The sequence below is a fragment of the Brachybacterium sacelli genome (assembly GCF_017876545.1).
GTDB classification, from domain to species: domain Bacteria; phylum Actinomycetota; class Actinomycetes; order Actinomycetales; family Dermabacteraceae; genus Brachybacterium; species Brachybacterium sacelli.
Map to the genome: position 1 here is coordinate 2,016,168 of NZ_JAGIOD010000001.1, position 15,562 is coordinate 2,031,729.

Sequence of the window (15,562 nt, forward strand, 5' to 3'; positions counted from 1 at the left end):
GGCCTCCCCGGGTCAGCCGAACGGGTTCCAGAACCGTCCACCGTTGACGACCAGCAGCACGATCGGGGCCGCCACCAGCACCGCGGCCAGGGCGATCACGATTAAGTCGGGGGTCCGCAGCGGCGTGCGCACGAGCCAGGTGCGGCCACGTCCACGCCCGAAACCGCGCAGCTCCATCGCGGCGGAGACCGACTCGATGCGGTCGAAGGTGCCCAGCAGCAGGGGCATCAGCACCGAGGTCAGGTTCCGCAGCCGGGTGCGCAGCCCCGCTCCGGCGGTGGTGTCCAGGCCGCGAGCCTGCTGGGCCTGGGAGATGGTGCGGAACTCCCGTTGCACGTCCGGGATGTATCGCAGGGCCAGGGAGACGGCGTAGGCGAACCGGTAGGGCACGCCGATCCGGGCCAGGGAGGAGGCGAACTCCGGGGGCCGGGTGGTGGCCACGAACAGCAGCACCGCGGGCAGCACCGCGACGTACTTCAGCGTCACGGCGAGCTGGTAGAACAGCTGCTCGGCGGTGACGTCCCAGCGCCACGGACCGTCCAGCAGCAGGTGGCGGGTGCCGAACAGCTCGGTGCCGTAGCCGGGGCCGAACAGGAAGATCCCGATGTTGTTCAGCGCCACGAACACCACGATCAGCCACAGCACGACGGCGAGGTCCCGCACCCGTACCCGCGACAGCGCCCACAGCACGATCGAGCCGACGGAGACCACCGCCAGGAAGCGCACGTCGAAGCCGATCATCGCGCCGAGCACGACGCCGAGGGACAGGGCGAGCTTCGAGACCCCCGAGAGGGCATGGAGCGGGCCGGGACGGTCGATGTACCCGAGCACCGGGCTGCTCATGCGGTCCCCTCCCGGGCAGCTCGGTCGGCCTCCACGAAGCGGTGCACGAGGGCGCGAGGATCAGCGATCCCGCAGCGCCGGGCGAGCCCGTGCAACCCGGTGGTCACGAGGTCGGCGCGGGCGGTGAGCTCGGGATCGGTGAGCACGGCGGCGGGGTCCTCGTCGGCCAGCAGGCGGCCCTCGGAGAGCACCAGCACCCGGTCGGTGTGCTCGAGGGCGAGGTGCATGTCGTGGGTGATGAGCACGATCGTGGTGCCGGCGGTGTGCAGGGAGCGCAGGAAGCCCATGAACTCGGAGTAGTGCGCGAAGTCCTGCCCGGCGGTGGGCTCGTCGAGGATCAGCATCTCGGGTTCGAGGGCGAGCACCGCGGCGATGCTCAGGCGCTTCTTCTGGCCGTGGCTCAGGGCAGAGACCGGCCAGGAGCGGAACGGCGACAGGCCACAGGCCGTCAGCACGGTGGTGGTGCGCCGGGCGATCTCGTCCTCGTCGAACCCGCGGGCGCGCAGGCCCAGGGCGATCTCCTCGGTGACGTGCGGCCGCGAGAGCAGCTGGCCGGGTTCCTGCAGCACGAAGCCGACCCGCTCCCCGCGTGCGGCGAGGCTCCAGCCGTCCGCGTCGATCCCGCCGATCAGCACCTCGCCGCCGGTGAGCTGCTCGAAGCCGCAGATCACGCGGGCGAGGGTGGACTTGCCGGCACCGTTGGAGCCGAGCACGCCGAGCATCTCCCCACGGGAGACGGAGGCGGTGACCCCCTCCAGCGCGGCCCGGGAGCGACCGGGGCCGACGGGCAGCTCGCAGCGCACGCGATGGAGATCCAGCGCAGCCGCGTCGGAACCCTCCCCGGCCGTCCCGTCCCGGCCTGCGGAGCCGGCAGCGACCCAGTCGCGCACCGCCTCGATCTGCTCCGCGGTCAACTCGATGTCCTCGCTGCGCTGCGGACGCTGCGCGGCGGTGACGGGCGCGCCCGCGTATCGCAGGGCGGCCACGTGCAGCGGCGGGCGGATGCCATGCGCCTCCAGAAGGCCCGAGGCGAGGACCTCCTCGGGGGCGGCATCGGCGACGATGCGCCCGGCGTCCATCAGCACGATCCGGTCGACGTCACGATGCAGCACATCCTCCAGGCGATGCTCGACCAGGATCACGGTCCGGCCGTGATCGCGGTGCAGCGTGTCGATCAGCTCCACCGCGGCCCGACCGGTCGCCGGGTCCAGGTTCGCCAGCGGCTCGTCCAGCAGCAGCACCTCGACGTCATCCACCAGCACGCCGGCGAGCGCGACGCGCTGCTTCTGGCCGCCGGAGAGGTCCTGCGGGGCATCGCCGAGGCGGTCGGGGATCCCGGCGAGCTCGGCGGCGCGCGCGATCCTCGCGGGCATCTCGTCGTGGGGGACCTGCTGGTTCTCGAGGCTGAAGGCGATGTCCTCGGCGACCGAGAGACCCACGAACTGGCTGTTGCTGTCCTGCAGCACGGTGCCGACCACGGCCGCGGTCTCCACCAGCGGCACCTGGGAAGGATCCCTCCTGCCCACGCGCACGGTGCCGGTCGAGGAACCGCGATGGTGGTGGGGGATCAGACCGTTCAGCACGCTGATCAGCGTCGACTTTCCGGAGCCGGAGGCACCGACGAGCGCGATCTTCTCCCCGCGACGGATCGTGAGGTCGATGTCGTGCAGAGTCGGCTCGGACTGCGCCCGGTACTGGAAGGAGTACCCGGCCAGCTCGATCAGCGGCTCCTCGACACCGACCGTGCGGGAGTGGGGGGCCGTCACAGGTCGTGGCTCAGCGACCCGGTCCTGGTCCGGGTACGGGCGTAGACCGACAGGATCACGACCCCGAGGACGCAGGCGGTGATCGTGTTGGAGAGGAAGGCGAGCGAGCCCTGGGCCCACACCTTGCTCGCGGGCTCGGAGTACATCAGCACGTCCCCGAGCGGCGCGACGAGCAGCCAGGCGAGGGCGTGGGCGACGACGACCGCGAGGCAGAAGCGGGCGGCGACCGACCGGCCGAACTCACCGTCGGCGATCGCGTGCCTCACCAGGAGGACCCCGACGACCAGGCCGAACACGCCGGAGGCCAGCTCCCAGCTGAGCCAGATGCCGTATCCGGTGACGTCGATGAGGAGGTGCCCGATGAATCCGGCCAGGGCGCCGACGAGCGGGCCGTAGAGCACGGCGAACACGGCGAGGATTGCGTACTGGATGTTGATCGAGGTGTTGGGGATCGGCGTCGGGATCGCGGCGAAGCGGCCGAGCACGAAGAACAGGGCCGCGCCGATGCCGATGGCGACCACCTGGGTGACGGGGGAATGGGTGCGGGTCATGGGATCTCCGGGCATGGGGAGGGACAGGTCAGCGCACGGGCTCGAGGGTCACGCGCCAGGAGGCGCCGGTGCCCAGGGAGAACGCGCGAGCGTAGTGGCCGCGGTTGATGGCGATGGCCATCCGATCCAGCGAGTTCACGTACAGCAGCGGCTCGCCGATCTCGACGGCGGCGAAGCTGCGCGCGTAGGTGACCTGCGCGGCGTGGACGACGGTGTCGTGGTGATGGACGCGCACGGTCACCCGGGCGCCGGGCGCGACCGACAGCTCGGCGAAGAGGGTGCGGGGGATGGAGGTCCACAGCGAGCCGTAGCGCACGTCGAGGGTGTCGATGGTGCCGACCACCGCCTCCTCCGATCGCGCCGGGGCCGTGATCGGCAGCCGCTCCATCCGTGCGAGGTCGAGCTCGCGGCCGACGTCCTCGAAGGCGGTGACGCCGGAGGCGAGTCGGGCGCCGGTGAAGGCGTAGATGTCGCGGCCGTGGAAGGTGTAGGACTCCTCGGAGCCCGGGCGCCGGTTGCGGGTCTCGTCGATCTCCCGCAGCGCGGTGATCCCGAAGATGTCCTCGAGATGGGTCAGCGTCCCGTTGTCGGGCGTGACGACGTAGTGGCCGGTGGCGGTGCGCGCGACCACGGACAGGCGGGAGGAGCCGACGCCGGGGTCGACCACGGAGACGAACACGGTGCCCTCGGGCCAGTACCGCAGCACCTGAGCGAGGCGGTAGGAGCCCTCCCAGATGTCGTAGGGCGGGATGTTGTGGGTGACGTCGTGGAGACGCAGGGCGGGGTCGACGCCGACGGCGACGCCGTACATCGCGCTGACCGCGCCGTCGTCGAGCCCGAAGTCGGACTGCAGGACCAGAGCACTCATGGGGGCAGTATGCGCCGAACGGCGCCGGAGCGCCCGTGACCCCCGACTCACGATGTCATCCTGCGTCACGGAGCGTCACGCCCGTGAGCCGTGCGACAGGATGGGGACATGACGAGAACCCAGGACCGACCGTCGACCGCCCTTCGACTGCTCACGCAGAACATCCGCCAGCACCGGCCCGAGACCTCGCCGGGCGAGAGCGATCACTGGGGCGACCGCGCCCCGGTGCTGGTGGAGCTGCTGCGCGCCGCCGACGCGGACGTGGTGGGCACCCAGGAGGTCCTTCCCTCCCAGGTCCCGGTGCTCGACGGGGCCCTCGCGGCGACCCATCTGCGGCTCGGCATCGGGCGGGACGGCGGCGGTCGCGGGGAGCACAACCTGCTGTTCCTGCGTCGGGACCGGTTCGAGGTGCTCGACTGGGACCAGTTCTGGCTCTCCGAGCAGCCGGCGCTGATGGGTTCGGTGGGCTGGGACGGCCACTGCCCACGGATCGCGGTGTGGGCCCGGGTGCGGGACCGCCGCGGCGGTGGCGAGCTGGTCCTCGCGGTCACCCACCTCGATCATGCCGGGCCCCGGGCGCGGGAGCGCGGCGCCATGATCATCGCCCAGCGCCTGAGGGAGGCGGCCGACGGGGCACCCGTGGTGCTGATGGGAGATTTCAACGCCGCCGGCGGAGACAGCGCCCCCTGGCGCGTGCTGCGCGACGCCGGGTTCGAGGATGCGCACGACGTCGCCGTGTCCCAGGAGGGCGAGGACATCGGCACCTTCCCGGACTACCGGGCGCCGGTGGTCGGCGGGGAGCGGATCGACTGGATCCTCGCCCGCGACGTCACCGTCGAGTCCTACTCCGCGTCCGTCCCGGAGCTCGAGGGCCGGGTCGCGAGCGATCACGCCACCGTCGCAGCCGTCGTCACGACGCGCTGACGATCGCTTACCTGTCGCGGGCGGAGGTGATCAGTCGTCCAGGCCCCAGGCCTCGGCCAGCAGCTCGAGCCCCTTCAGACGGTCGGCCGGATCGTAGTAGTAGGCGGTGAGGATCAGTTCGTCGGCGCCGGTGGCGGCCACGATCTCCTCGAGCTGGCGCACCACCGTGGTGGGGGAGCCGACGGCCTTGATCGAGAGCGTCTGGTCGACCTGCTGCAGCAGGTGATCGGGAGCGACGTCCTCGATCGGCGTCGGCGGCTGGATCTTCTGCCGCTGCCCGGTGACGACTCCCAGGAACATCTGCTGGAGCGTGGAGAAGTGACGCTGGGCCTCCTCGTCGGTCTCGGCGACCACCAGGTTCACCCCGACCATGGTGCGGGGCTCCGCGATCTGGGCGGAGGCGGCACTCGGGTCGAAGTTCGCGCGGTAGACGTCGAGCGCCTGCAGGTACTGGAACGGTGCGAAGTGGGACGCCACGGAGAAGGGCAGCCCCAGCTGCGCGGCCAGCCGCGCCCCGTTGGCGGTCGAGCCCAGGATCCACATCGGCACCTCGGTGCCTCGGGCGACCTCGGCGGTGATGGGCAGGGAGCCGGCGGACTCCTCGCGCGACCAGTCCCGCATCTGCTCGACCGCGGCGACGAAGGCCTGCGGCTCCGCCGAGGTGCGGGCCAGCAGCTGCGCGGTGAGCTGGTCGGTGCCCGGGGCGCGGCCCAGACCCAGGTCGATGCGGTCACCGTGGAACTGCACCAGGGTGCCGAACTGCTCGATGACCGCGAGCGGGGAGTGGTTGGGCAGCATGATCCCGCCGGAGCCGACGCGGATCCGCTCGGTCATCGAGGCCGCGCGATCGATCAGCAGCGAGGTGGCGCTCGAGGCGAGGGAGTTGGTGTTGTGGTGCTCGGCGAACCAGTACCGCTCGTACCCGAGGCGGTCGGCGACCTGCGCCCCTTCCATGGAGGCGGTGATCGCCTCGGAGGTGGACATGCCTTCAGAGATGGAGACGAGATCCAGGATCGACAGGGGGACGTGCGGTGCGCTCATGGTCGTCAGGCTATCGGCGCGGAGCGCTCGCGGGTCGCGCCGAGGATGAGACGTTGTCGACCTCGCAACAGGGAAGATCACGTGGGGTGCCCGCGTTGATCACGGCATGAGGCTCTCCCTGCTCGACCGCTCCCGCACGCGTCGGGGCCAGGCCGAGTCAGCGGCCCTGGAGCACTCCGTCCTGCGGGCGATCGCCGCCGAGCAGCAGGGATACCACCGGTTCTGGGTGGCCGAGCACCACGCCGTGCCGGGCATCGCGAGCGGCTCCCCGGCGGTGCTGCTGAGCGCGATCGGTGCCCGCACCGCCCGGATCCGCCTCGGCTCCGGGGGCGTGATGCTCCCCAATCACCGGCCGCTCGTGGTCGCCGAGCAGTTCCGCATGCTCGAGGCGCTGTACCCCGGCCGCATCGACCTGGGCCTGGGACGCTCACTCGGCTTCACCGCCCCGGTGCGCGAGGCCCTCGGCCGCCGCCGCACGACACCCGAGGAGTTCGCCGAGGAGATCACGGCGGTCCGCGAGCACCTCGAGGGCACGGCGGCGCTCACCGCGCGCCCGGGCGATGCGGGCGAGGTGCCGCTGTTCGTGCTCGCGACCGGCAGCGGCCTGGACACTGCCGCGGCGCTCGGGCTGCCCGTCGTGGTCGGCGGGCCCGTCCTGCTCTCCGACGAGATCGAGGACCGTCTTGCCGCGTATCGTCGCGCCTTCCGCCCACATCGCGGCAGCGCGCCGACGGTCGTGCTCTCGGCAGACGTCCTGGTCGCCGACACCGACGCCGAGGCGCGCGAGCTCGCTCTGCCGGAGGTATGGGCGATCGTCCGCTCCCGCGAGACCGGAGAGTTCCCACCGCTCGAGGACGTCGCCGGGATCCGTGCTCGTGACATCGGCGACCGCGAACGCTCCCGCCTCGAGCACGGCCTCGAGAACATGTGGGCGGGCAGCGAGCGCACCATCACCGAACGGGTCGGCCGGCTCCTGGAGCGCACCGGCGCCGACGAGCTGCTGGTCTCCGGTTCCACCACCGATCGCGAGGCCCTCGCCGAGTCCGATCACCGGGTCTCGGCGCTGCTGGGGTGAGGCAGGGGACGAGTGGAACCGGACGATCGCCGCCGACCCATGGCATCAGAGGGCTTGCCCTCCGGCCACGGGGAGGGCCACGTTGAGCTCCTTGCGGAAGCACACGCTGATGCCGTCGGCCGGATCGTAGGGCGCGAAAACCTCGACGCGATGCCATCCCTGGCGCTCGTACAGGGCGATCGCCTCGGGCTGGCGATTGCCGGTCTGCAGGAACAGCTCCGCCGCGTCGCGCTCGCGGGCCTCGTCCTCGAGTCGGGCGAGCACGGCGCTCGCGAGCCCCGACCGGCGGTGGTTCGCCCCGATGAACAGTCGCTTGACCTCCCAGCGCTCCGGGAGGCGACGCAGGGTGCCGGTCGCCGCGACCTCCCCGTCCACCACCGCCAGCAGCACCACCGCGACGTCCTCGCGAGTAGGAGGCGCGGGTCGCGGGGAGTCCCCGCGCAGGGCCGCGTAGCGGGGGCCGATCTCGGCGTCCATCGCCGCCCGCAATGACGCAGCGCGCGCCTCGTCCCAGTCCGTCCGCTCCCAGCGCAGGGGGCGCCCGTCGGGCAGCGCGTGTCTCGTGGCCGCGGCTGGGCCCTGCGCATCGGTCGCGGTCATGACCCCGCCTCCACCCGGGAGGGCACCGAGGCGATGAGCCGCCGTGTGTACTCCTCGCGCGGGGCCGTGAAGACCTCCGTGACCGTTCCGGACTCGACCACCTCGCCGCCGCGCAGCACCGTGAGGGTGTCGGCGAACTGCCGCACCACCCCGAGGTCGTGGGAGATGAACAGATGGGTGAGGCCCAGGTCGCGCTGCAAGGTGGCGAGCACCTCGAGGATGCTCGCCTGGACCGTCACGTCCAGCGCGCTGGTGGGCTCATCGAGCACCAGCACGTCGGGTCGCAGGGCGAGGGCCCGGGCGATCGCGACCCGCTGACGCTGCCCGCCGGAGAGCGCTCCGGGCCGACGGGAGCGCAGCTCCTGCGGCAGGCGCACCGCATCCAGCGCCCAGGCGACCCGCTCCTCGCGCTCGCCGCGCCGGCCCACGCGGTACAGGTCGAGCGGTTCGCGCACGATCCGGCCGACGGTGAAGCGCGGATCCAGGGAGGTGAAGGGGTTCTGGTAGACGATCTGCAGGTGCCGACGCACCTCCCGCAGCTGCTGACGGTCATCGGGGCGGATCTCACGGCCGTCCACCCGCAGGGTGCCCGCATCGATCGTCTCCAGGCCCAGCAGCGCGCGAGCGGCCGTGGACTTCCCGGACCCGGACTCGCCCACCAGCGCGTGGGTGCGCCCGCGCGGGATCGTGAAGGACACCTCTCGCAGTGCCTGCACCTCGTGGTCGCGGCCGCGGAAGGTGCGCGAGACACGCTCGAGCTCGACGCGCACCGGGGCGTCCTCGAGCCGGTGACGCGCATCGCGCTCGGCCCGCAGCGCGGCGAAACGCTCCGGGTTCAGGCCCGGGACGTCGGCCTGCAGGGCGCGCGTGTACTCGGCACCCGGGTGGGAGAACACCTCCTGCGTGGGCCCCGCCTCCTGGATGCGGCCGTCCTGGAGGACCACCACCTCGTCGGCCCGCTGGGCGGCGATCGCCAGGTCGTGCGTGATCAGGAGGACCCCGATGCCCAGCTCGCGGCGCAGCGAGTCGAGCAGATCGAGGATCTGCTTCTGCACGGTCACGTCGAGGGCGCTGGTGGGCTCATCGGTCACCAGCAGGCGCGGCCCGGGCAGGATCGCGAGCGCGATGAGCACCCGCTGCAGCTGACCGCCGGAGAGCTGGTGGGGGAAGGACCCGATGACGCGCTGCGGATCCGGCAGCCCCACCCGCTCGAAGGCGCCGCGGACGAGTGCCTCGCGGTCGGCCCGGGAGCGGGCGCCCGGCACCAGGGCGGCGGCCTCGAAGGCTTGGGCGCCGATGCTGCGCACCGGGTTCAGGGAGGATCCCGGGTCCTGCGGCACGAAGCCGAGCACCCGACCGCGCAACGGCCGGAACTCCGATTCCCGCAGCCCGGTCACCTCACGTCCCTGCACGGTCAGGGAGCCGCTCACCCGAGCGCGTCGTGATCCCAGCAGACGCAGCACGGCGCGGGCGATGGTCGACTTGCCCGACCCTGACTCACCGATCAGCGCCAGGGCCTTCCCGGCGCCCACGGCGAAGGACACCCCGTGGACCACCTCCTTCTGGCCGTAGGCGACGCTGAGGTCGCTGACCTGCAGCAGGGGTGCGGTGGGTGCGGTGGAGCGCACGGACTGCGCGGTGTTCTCGAGGGTGCTCAACTGTTCCTCCCCTGATCGAGCCAGCGGCTGATGCGGCTGACGGACAGCACGACGACGGCGATGACCAGACCCGGGGCGATCACGAGCCACGGGGCGTGCAGGAGGTGCTCGCGGCCGTCGGAGACGAGCAGACCCCAGTCGGAGGCGGGCGGCGGATCGCCGTAGCCCAGGAACGCGAGTCCGGCGATCACGAGGATCGCGATGCCGAACTGCAGGATCGCCAGCGACAGCACGGGGCGCAGCGCATTGGGCAGCACGTGGCGCAGCAGCACGTACGCGGCGGAGCCACCGCTCACCCGCGCCGCCTCGATGAACACGCTGGTGCGCACGCGCAGCACCTCGGAGCGCATGAGCCGGGCGAACACGGCGACTGCGGAGACGCCGGTCGCGATCGCCGCATTGCGGGTGTCGTAGCCCAGTGCCGTCACCACTACCACGGCCAGCAGGAAGCCGGGGATCGCGAGCAGCACGTCGACCAGCCGGCCGATCACCGCATCGACCCATCCGCCCAGATAGCCGCCGAGGAGACCGAGCAGGCCGCCCACGAGCACACCGATCGCGACCGCGATCAGAGCGCTGGTCATCGAGGAGGCGGAGCCGTGGATGATGCGGGTCAGCAGGTCCCGACCCAGATGATCGCTGCCCAGCCAGTACCGGCCGCCGGGAGCGGTGAACTTGTCAGCCGGGATCCCGATCGCCGGGTCGTGGGAGGTGAACAGGCCCGGTACGCACGACCAGGCAAGCACCACCACCAGGACGACCGCGGAGAGCAGGACGCCGACCGGCGGCCGGCTCCGCGCCGCCGTGCGGTCGCGCGCGCGGGCTCGCAGGCCGGGGGTGAGGACGGCGGCGGTCATCGTGCCGCCTCCGCGCCGCGCAGGCGCGGGTCCAGGAGCGGGTACAGCAGATCGATCACGAGATTCACCACCACGAACACGGCGGCCGAGAGCACCACGGTGACCAGCAGCACCGGGACGTCCTGGGCGGCCACGGCCTTCTGCACCAGGGTGCCGATGCCGGCCCGGCCGAAGATCGTCTCGGTGATGAGCGAGCCGCCTAGCACCTCGCCGATCACGAGACCGACGACGGTCACCGTGGGCAGCAGGGACGGGCGCAGCAGATGTCGCAGCACCACCTGCGTAGGCGGCAGGCCGCGGGCCAGTGCCACCTCCGCGTAGTCCTGCCCGGCGGACTCGTCCAGCGCGGTGATGAACACCTGGGCGATCTGCGCGGAGACCGGGATCGCGAGCGTCAGCGAGGCGACGAGCGTGGAGCCGACGCTCTCGGAGTCCACCAGGGAGAACGCTCCGAGCTGCACCGCGAGCACCTGGATCAGCACCAGTCCGATGAGGAAGTTCGGGGTGGACAGGAACAGGGTGGGCAGCGAGCGCACCAGCGAGTTCAGCCGCCCCTGCGGCAGACGCTGGGAGAGCAGACCCAGCAGCGCGGCCAGGAGCACGGCGAGCACGAGAGCGGTCGCGGCGAGCGCCAGGGTGGAGGGGATCGCGGTGGTGATCATCTCGGTCACCGCCTGCGAGGTGGACAGGGAGATGCCCAGCCGGCCCTGCAGCGCATTGCCCAGAGAGATCAGCAACTGGAGGAGCACGGGCCGGTCGAGGCCGTAGAAGGAGCGGATCTGCGCCTTCTCGGCATCGCTGTAGCCGGCCTCAGGATTGTCCAGCTGGGCGGAGATCGGGTCGCCGGGGATCGCGGCGAGCACCAGGAACACCAGCACGTAGCACAGCACGATCACCACCAGGGCCTGGCCCGTGCGGCGAGCGGCGAAGGTCCCGTAGCGGCGGGCGGTGGAAGCGGAGCGGGAGGCTGCGCCGGAGTTCGAGGCGACGGGGGCGGTGACGGCGGCGCTCACGCGGCCTCCTTCGTGGTGGCGTGGTAGGAGGGGATCGCGACCGCATTGAACGAGATGTCCCGCAGCTGGGGGGACTGGACGTAGATGCGCTGCACGTTCTGCTCCAGCGGGATGAAGTACGCCTGCTCGAGCACGTGCCGCGAGAGGTCCTCCACCAGCCCGGCGCGCTCGGCGCGGGACGCGGCACCGGCGACCCCGTCGCGGAGGTCCTCGAGCACCGGATCGGAGGAGCCGACCGCGAACCAGTCCTCACCCTCTCCGGTAATGACCCCTGCGACGGTCCCGACGTCCACGAAGCTGCGGGTGACCTCCGCGACGCCCTGGGTGGGGTCGTTGGTCACGCGCTCGGTCCAGGTGGGGATGTCGAGCTTCTGCGTGCTCACCCGGATGCCGATCCGCTTCAGGTGCTGGGAGATCAGCTCCGCCTCGGGCACCGAGCCGGTGAGATACGGCGTGGGATAGAGGGTGAAGCCGAGCTCCACCCCATCCTTGGCGCGGAACCCGTCCGCGGTGCGTGCGGTCCATCCGGCCTCGTCGAGCAGACGGGACGCGAGGTCTGGGTCGTAGGAGAACAGCTCGGTGAGATCCGTGGTCTCCGGCACCCCGGTCTGCAGCCAGCTGGTCGCGGGCTCCCAGGCATCGGTGAACACGGTGCGCAGGATCTCGGCGCGGTCGATCCCGCGGGTGACGGCCCGGCGCACGCGCACGTCATCGAAGGGTGCCACGTTCGTGCGCAGGCTGTAGCCGTGGACGAACCCCAGGTAGCGGGGCACCTCGAGGGTGAACCCGGCATCGGTGAAGGAGTCCAGCACCTGCGGGTTCACGTTGTAGGAGAGGTCGGTCTGGCGGGCGCGGGCGGCGGAGGCCCGCAGGGAGTCGTCCGGCAGCACGGTGAAGGTGATCGCCGCGAGCCCTGCCGGCCCGCTCGCGCCGAGCACCTCGGGTGCCCAGTCGTAGTCCTCTCGACGCACCAGGCGCACGTGGTCGCTCGCCGCCCAGGTGTCCAGCACGAACGGCCCGGAACCGATCTGCACGGCGAGGTCCGACTGCTCTTCGAGGGAGGCCGCGATGCTGGCCGGGGACAGCAGCAGGCACCCGTGATAGCCGAGGGTGGGCAGGAACGACAGGGTCGGTGCCGTGAAGGAGACCCGGACGCTAAGCCGGCCTGCGGCTTCCGCCCCGTCGTAGGTGCCGCCGGGGAACAGGCCGACGCGGGCGATCCCCTCCTCGGGTCGTCCCAGTGCCCAGGACTGCAGGTTCGCGACGACCGCCTCGGCGTCCACCGGGGTGCCGTCGGAGAAGGTCACGCCGTCCCGCAGATGCAGCAGGAACTCGGTGGAGTCCTCGTTCTGTTCCCAGGAGCTCGCGATCCAGGGGGTCACCGTCCCCTCGGGATCCGTGTGGACGAGCTTGTCCGTCAGCTGCTGCCAGACGTTGGCCTCGTAGCTGGAGATGGCGCTCTTGGAGGGCACCCAGCCGCCGTCGAGGTTGGAGATGAGGAAGGTGAGCTCGTCCTCGTCCGTGCTCTCGGCGCTCGCGCCCTCCAGCGCGCAGCCCGCCAGGGGCAGAGCGGCCAGCCCCAGGGAGCCGGCGCCGAGCGCCTGCAGCAGGTGGCGACGGGTGGGGGCCGGACGGGCGACGGATCGGCCGGAGCCGGGTCGACTCATCGACGGGCCTCCGGATCGGCGAGAGAGGCGGCCAGCCGCTCGGCACCGCTGCGCAGCTGCTCGGGGGCGAGGTGGCTGATGCCGATCCGCACCCTGGCGCGGTCGTCCTCGGGACGATCGCGGAAGAAGAAGCGGCCCAGCACCGCATCGGTGCCGTAGCGGGCCCGGGCGAGCTGCTGCGCGGCGGCGAGGTCGATGCGCTCGTCGCGCACCCGGACCCACCCGAAGATGCCGCCGGTGCGGTGATCGACCGCGATGCCACCGGGCACCTGAGCATTGAGGATCCCGGTGACGAGGTCGAAGCGCTCGGCGTAGGCGGTGCGGGCGCGCTCGGCGACGGCCGCGAGGCCGCCGTCCAGGGGCGCGTGGTCGCCGGCGCCGACGATCCGGGCGACGATCGCCTGGACGAGCGCCGAGGAGTGCTGGTCCTGATTGGCGCGCAACCGTGTGACGGGGCCGACGAGCCAGGTCGGCAGCACCAGCCAGCCGAGCCGCAGCCCGGGCCCGAGGGTCTTGGAGAAGGTGCGCACGTGCACGACGAGCTCGCTGTCGGTCGGATAGTCGGCGGGCACCTCGACGCCCTCGAACCCGAGGGAGTGGTAGGCGTTGTCGGAGACGATCACGAAGCCGTAGTGCTCGGCGAGTTCCACGATCCGCGCGCGCTGCTCTGCGGGGGTGACGAAGCCGGTCGGATTGTGGAAATCGGGCACCGTGTACAGGAACTTCGGGCGGGCACCGGCCTCGAGCCGTGCCTGCAGGGCCTCGAGGTCGAAACCGTCCGCGGTGAGGGTCAGCGGCAGGACCTCGGGCTCATGGTGCTGGAGGTCGCGGAAGATCAGCGGGTAGGTGGGGTCCTCGACGGCGATCTGGTCCCCGCGGTCCAGCAGTGCGTCGAACAGCAGCGACAGCCCGTGGAAGGCACCATTGGTGATGAGCACCCGCTCGGGCGCGACCCCTTCCCGGCGGGCGATCCAGGAGCGCAGCTCCCCGATACCGGTGGGCACCGAGTACTGGAGGGAAGCGGCGAGGGCCGACGGGTCGGCGGCGAGGTCGGCGGAAGCGCGACCGATCGCCGTCAGGGGCAGCAGGTCGGGGCTCGGGGCCCCGCCGTACAGGGGCACTGCCCCGGGCAGTGTCTGCCCGCCTCTGCCGAAGCCCCGCGAACGGTCCTCCCGGGCGGCGAGAGGGGAGAGCAGGCCGTCGGCGAGCAGGGAGGGATCGAGGGAGGTCGCGGTCATCACAGAGCCTTCCCGGGGTTGAGCAGGTGCTGGGGGTCGAAGGCGTCCTTCACGCGGCGCTGCAGGTTCCGCGAGTCCCTGGACAGCTCGAGGTCGAGCCAGCCACGCTTGGCGGTACCGATGCCGTGCTCGCCGCTGATCGTGCCGCCCAGGTCGAGTGCGGCACGGACGAGGTCGTCGGCGGCCGCGAGAAGCACCGGCGGTCTGGGAGAGCCCGGGTCCTCGCCCTCCTCGCGCGCGAGGGCGAGCAGCGGGTGGAGGTTCCCGTCGCCCGCATGGGCGAGAGCGGACGTCTCGACGCCGTGACGCTCACCGATCTCGGCGAGCTGGTCGAGGATCGCCGCGAACTGCGACTTCGGCACGGCGATGTCCTCGCCGAGCCGGTGCCCGCCCGCCCCGGTGCCGCGACCCGAGCGGCGCAGCTCCCACAGGTGCTCGGCCTCGGCCTCGTCCTCGATCACGCGCACGGACCCGCCGGCGGCCTCCAGCGCGACGGTGAGGTCGGCGGTCTGCTCCTCGATGCCGTAGCCGTCGAGCTCGATCAGCACGATGGCGTCCTCGCCGCGGGCCAGAGCGGAGCCGGAGTTGGCGTCGATATCGGCAAGGGTGCCGCCGTCGATCAGCTCGGTGGCGGCCGGGCGGACGGGGCTGCGGGTGATCGCTCCGACCCCCGCGGCAGCGCCGGCGGAGCTGGTGAAGCGGGCCAGCACCGTGCGACGGGCGACGGGCAGAGGGCGGATCCGCACGGTGGCTGCCACGATGATGGCGAGGGTGCCCTCGGAGCCGATCAGCAGCTGGGTGAGGTCGAGGCCGGTCACGCCCTTGATCGAGCGGTGGCCGGTGCGCAGCAGGGTGCCATCGGCCAGCACGGCTTCCAGACCGAGCACCGACTCGCGGGTCACGCCGTACTTCGCGCAGTGCAGACCGCCGGCGTTGGTGGCGATGTTGCCGCCGACCGTCGACAGCGTGGCGCTGGCCGGGTCCGGGGCGTAGAAGAAACCGTGCGGGGCCAGGGCATCGGAGAGTTCGGCGGTGATGACGCCGGCCTCGACGACCGCGACCTCGTCGAGCGGGTCGATCTCGCGGATCGCGGTGAGTCGCTCCAGTCCCAGCACGATCGCCCCGTCGGTGGGGACCGCGCCGCCGGACAGGCCGGAGCCGGCACCACGGGGCACCACGGGCGTGCCCGTCTCGTGCGCCAGGCGCACCGCGGCCTGCACCCCGGCGACGTCGTGGGGCAGGACCAGCAGGAAGCGGGTGTCGGGAGCCGCGCGGACCGCACGGTCGCCGACGTACCGACCCGCGGGGTCGGTGAACACAGCGTCGTCGCCGAGTTCAGCGCGCAGGGCGGTCGCGAGGTCCTCGCGCGCCGACGTGAGATCAGGGGAGGGGAGAGTACTGGTCACGCGTGCTCCTGGGTCGTGCCGTGTGGTGGTCCGCGCCCATCGTGCGACCACACCG

Annotated in this window: 14 protein-coding genes; 2 read left to right on the forward strand and 12 right to left on the reverse strand. The window is 72.0% G+C overall.

The genetic code is table 11. The features are described 5' to 3' along the window. Window positions 1–12 precede the first annotated feature (12 nt). Genes JOF43_RS09015 through JOF43_RS09030 form a run of 4 tightly spaced genes read right to left on the reverse strand, consistent with a single transcriptional unit; the run spans window position 13 to window position 4,028 of the window. The gene (locus JOF43_RS09015; RefSeq protein ID WP_209901336.1) at window positions 13–843 is read right to left on the reverse strand and encodes an energy-coupling factor transporter transmembrane component T family protein; all 831 of its coding nucleotides are present in this window, start codon (window positions 841–843) and stop codon (window positions 13–15) included. Beyond that, window positions 840–2,609, reverse strand: coding sequence for an ABC transporter ATP-binding protein (locus JOF43_RS09020; RefSeq protein WP_209901338.1), 1,770 nt, complete (start codon window positions 2,607–2,609; stop codon window positions 840–842). The genes JOF43_RS09015 and JOF43_RS09020 overlap by 4 nt, the downstream gene beginning before the upstream one ends. Then, window positions 2,606–3,160 (reverse strand): ECF-type riboflavin transporter substrate-binding protein, encoded by a 555-nt coding sequence (locus JOF43_RS09025; protein ID WP_209901340.1) that lies wholly within the window; start codon window positions 3,158–3,160, stop codon window positions 2,606–2,608. The genes JOF43_RS09020 and JOF43_RS09025 overlap by 4 nt, the downstream gene beginning before the upstream one ends. Before the next feature lie 28 nt (window positions 3,161–3,188). Next, window positions 3,189–4,028 (reverse strand): SAM hydrolase/SAM-dependent halogenase family protein, encoded by an 840-nt coding sequence (locus JOF43_RS09030; RefSeq protein ID WP_209901341.1) that lies wholly within the window; start codon window positions 4,026–4,028, stop codon window positions 3,189–3,191. Window positions 4,029–4,136: 108 nt separating this feature from the next. Here JOF43_RS09030 and JOF43_RS09035 point away from each other — a divergent pair, with 108 nt between their 5' ends. Next, window positions 4,137–4,952, forward strand: coding sequence for an endonuclease/exonuclease/phosphatase family protein (locus JOF43_RS09035; RefSeq protein ID WP_209901343.1), 816 nt, complete (start codon window positions 4,137–4,139; stop codon window positions 4,950–4,952). A gap of 30 nt (window positions 4,953–4,982) precedes the next feature. Here JOF43_RS09035 and JOF43_RS09040 read toward each other — a convergent pair whose 3' ends face one another. Then, window positions 4,983–5,993, reverse strand: a complete 1,011-nt coding sequence (locus JOF43_RS09040; RefSeq protein ID WP_209901344.1) for an LLM class flavin-dependent oxidoreductase — start codon at window positions 5,991–5,993, stop codon at window positions 4,983–4,985. A gap of 106 nt (window positions 5,994–6,099) precedes the next feature. Here JOF43_RS09040 and JOF43_RS09045 point away from each other — a divergent pair, with 106 nt between their 5' ends. Then, window positions 6,100–7,068, forward strand: a complete 969-nt coding sequence (locus JOF43_RS09045) for an MsnO8 family LLM class oxidoreductase (protein WP_209901346.1) — start codon at window positions 6,100–6,102, stop codon at window positions 7,066–7,068. A 45-nt stretch (window positions 7,069–7,113) separates the two neighbouring features. On the opposite strand, the gene JOF43_RS09050 is transcribed toward JOF43_RS09045, so the two are convergent. From JOF43_RS09050 to JOF43_RS09080, 7 genes are read right to left on the reverse strand one after another with little or no spacing between them, the layout of a single operon-like run. Then, complete coding sequence (locus JOF43_RS09050) at window positions 7,114–7,668, reverse strand: GNAT family N-acetyltransferase (protein WP_209901348.1); 555 nt, start codon at window positions 7,666–7,668, stop codon at window positions 7,114–7,116. Beyond that, window positions 7,665–9,326 carry a dipeptide ABC transporter ATP-binding protein gene (locus JOF43_RS09055; protein ID WP_245354067.1) on the reverse strand — a complete coding sequence of 554 codons (1,662 nt, stop codon included), beginning with the start codon at window positions 9,324–9,326 and terminating at the stop codon, window positions 7,665–7,667. The genes JOF43_RS09050 and JOF43_RS09055 overlap by 4 nt, the downstream gene beginning before the upstream one ends. Beyond that, entirely contained in the window at window positions 9,323–10,183 is an 861-nt protein-coding gene (locus JOF43_RS09060) for an ABC transporter permease (RefSeq protein WP_209901350.1), read from the reverse strand. Before JOF43_RS09060 ends, JOF43_RS09055 begins: the two co-directional genes overlap by 4 nt. Continuing rightward, window positions 10,180–11,196, reverse strand: coding sequence for an ABC transporter permease (locus tag JOF43_RS09065; protein ID WP_209901352.1), 1,017 nt, complete (start codon window positions 11,194–11,196; stop codon window positions 10,180–10,182). The genes JOF43_RS09060 and JOF43_RS09065 overlap by 4 nt, the downstream gene beginning before the upstream one ends. Further along, window positions 11,193–12,863, reverse strand: a complete 1,671-nt coding sequence (locus JOF43_RS09070) for an ABC transporter substrate-binding protein (protein ID WP_209901353.1) — start codon at window positions 12,861–12,863, stop codon at window positions 11,193–11,195. The genes JOF43_RS09065 and JOF43_RS09070 overlap by 4 nt, the downstream gene beginning before the upstream one ends. Next, complete coding sequence (locus JOF43_RS09075) at window positions 12,860–14,101, reverse strand: aminotransferase-like domain-containing protein (protein WP_209901355.1); 1,242 nt, start codon at window positions 14,099–14,101, stop codon at window positions 12,860–12,862. The genes JOF43_RS09070 and JOF43_RS09075 overlap by 4 nt, the downstream gene beginning before the upstream one ends. Further along, window positions 14,101–15,507 (reverse strand): FAD-binding oxidoreductase, encoded by a 1,407-nt coding sequence (locus JOF43_RS09080; protein ID WP_342592125.1) that lies wholly within the window; start codon window positions 15,505–15,507, stop codon window positions 14,101–14,103. Before JOF43_RS09080 ends, JOF43_RS09075 begins: the two co-directional genes overlap by 1 nt. Window positions 15,508–15,562: the final 55 nt, after the last annotated feature.

Excerpts from the sequence above, each read along its gene's own strand:
- JOF43_RS09015 (WP_209901336.1), bottom strand. The coding sequence starts at position 843 with ATGAGCAGCCCGGTGCTCGGGTACATCGACCGTCCCGGCCCGCTCCAT.
- JOF43_RS09025 (WP_209901340.1), bottom strand. The coding sequence starts at position 3,160 with ATGACCCGCACCCATTCCCCCGTCACCCAGGTGGTCGCCATCGGCATC.
- JOF43_RS09030 (WP_209901341.1), bottom strand. The coding sequence starts at position 4,028 with ATGAGTGCTCTGGTCCTGCAGTCCGACTTCGGGCTCGACGACGGCGCG.
- JOF43_RS09035 (WP_209901343.1), top strand. The coding sequence starts at position 4,137 with ATGACGAGAACCCAGGACCGACCGTCGACCGCCCTTCGACTGCTCACG.
- JOF43_RS09040 (WP_209901344.1), bottom strand. The coding sequence starts at position 5,993 with ATGAGCGCACCGCACGTCCCCCTGTCGATCCTGGATCTCGTCTCCATC.
- JOF43_RS09045 (WP_209901346.1), top strand. The coding sequence starts at position 6,100 with ATGAGGCTCTCCCTGCTCGACCGCTCCCGCACGCGTCGGGGCCAGGCC.
- JOF43_RS09050 (WP_209901348.1), bottom strand. The coding sequence starts at position 7,668 with ATGACCGCGACCGATGCGCAGGGCCCAGCCGCGGCCACGAGACACGCG.
- JOF43_RS09060 (WP_209901350.1), bottom strand. The coding sequence starts at position 10,183 with ATGACCGCCGCCGTCCTCACCCCCGGCCTGCGAGCCCGCGCGCGCGAC.
- JOF43_RS09070 (WP_209901353.1), bottom strand. The coding sequence starts at position 12,863 with ATGAGTCGACCCGGCTCCGGCCGATCCGTCGCCCGTCCGGCCCCCACC.
- JOF43_RS09075 (WP_209901355.1), bottom strand. The coding sequence starts at position 14,101 with ATGACCGCGACCTCCCTCGATCCCTCCCTGCTCGCCGACGGCCTGCTC.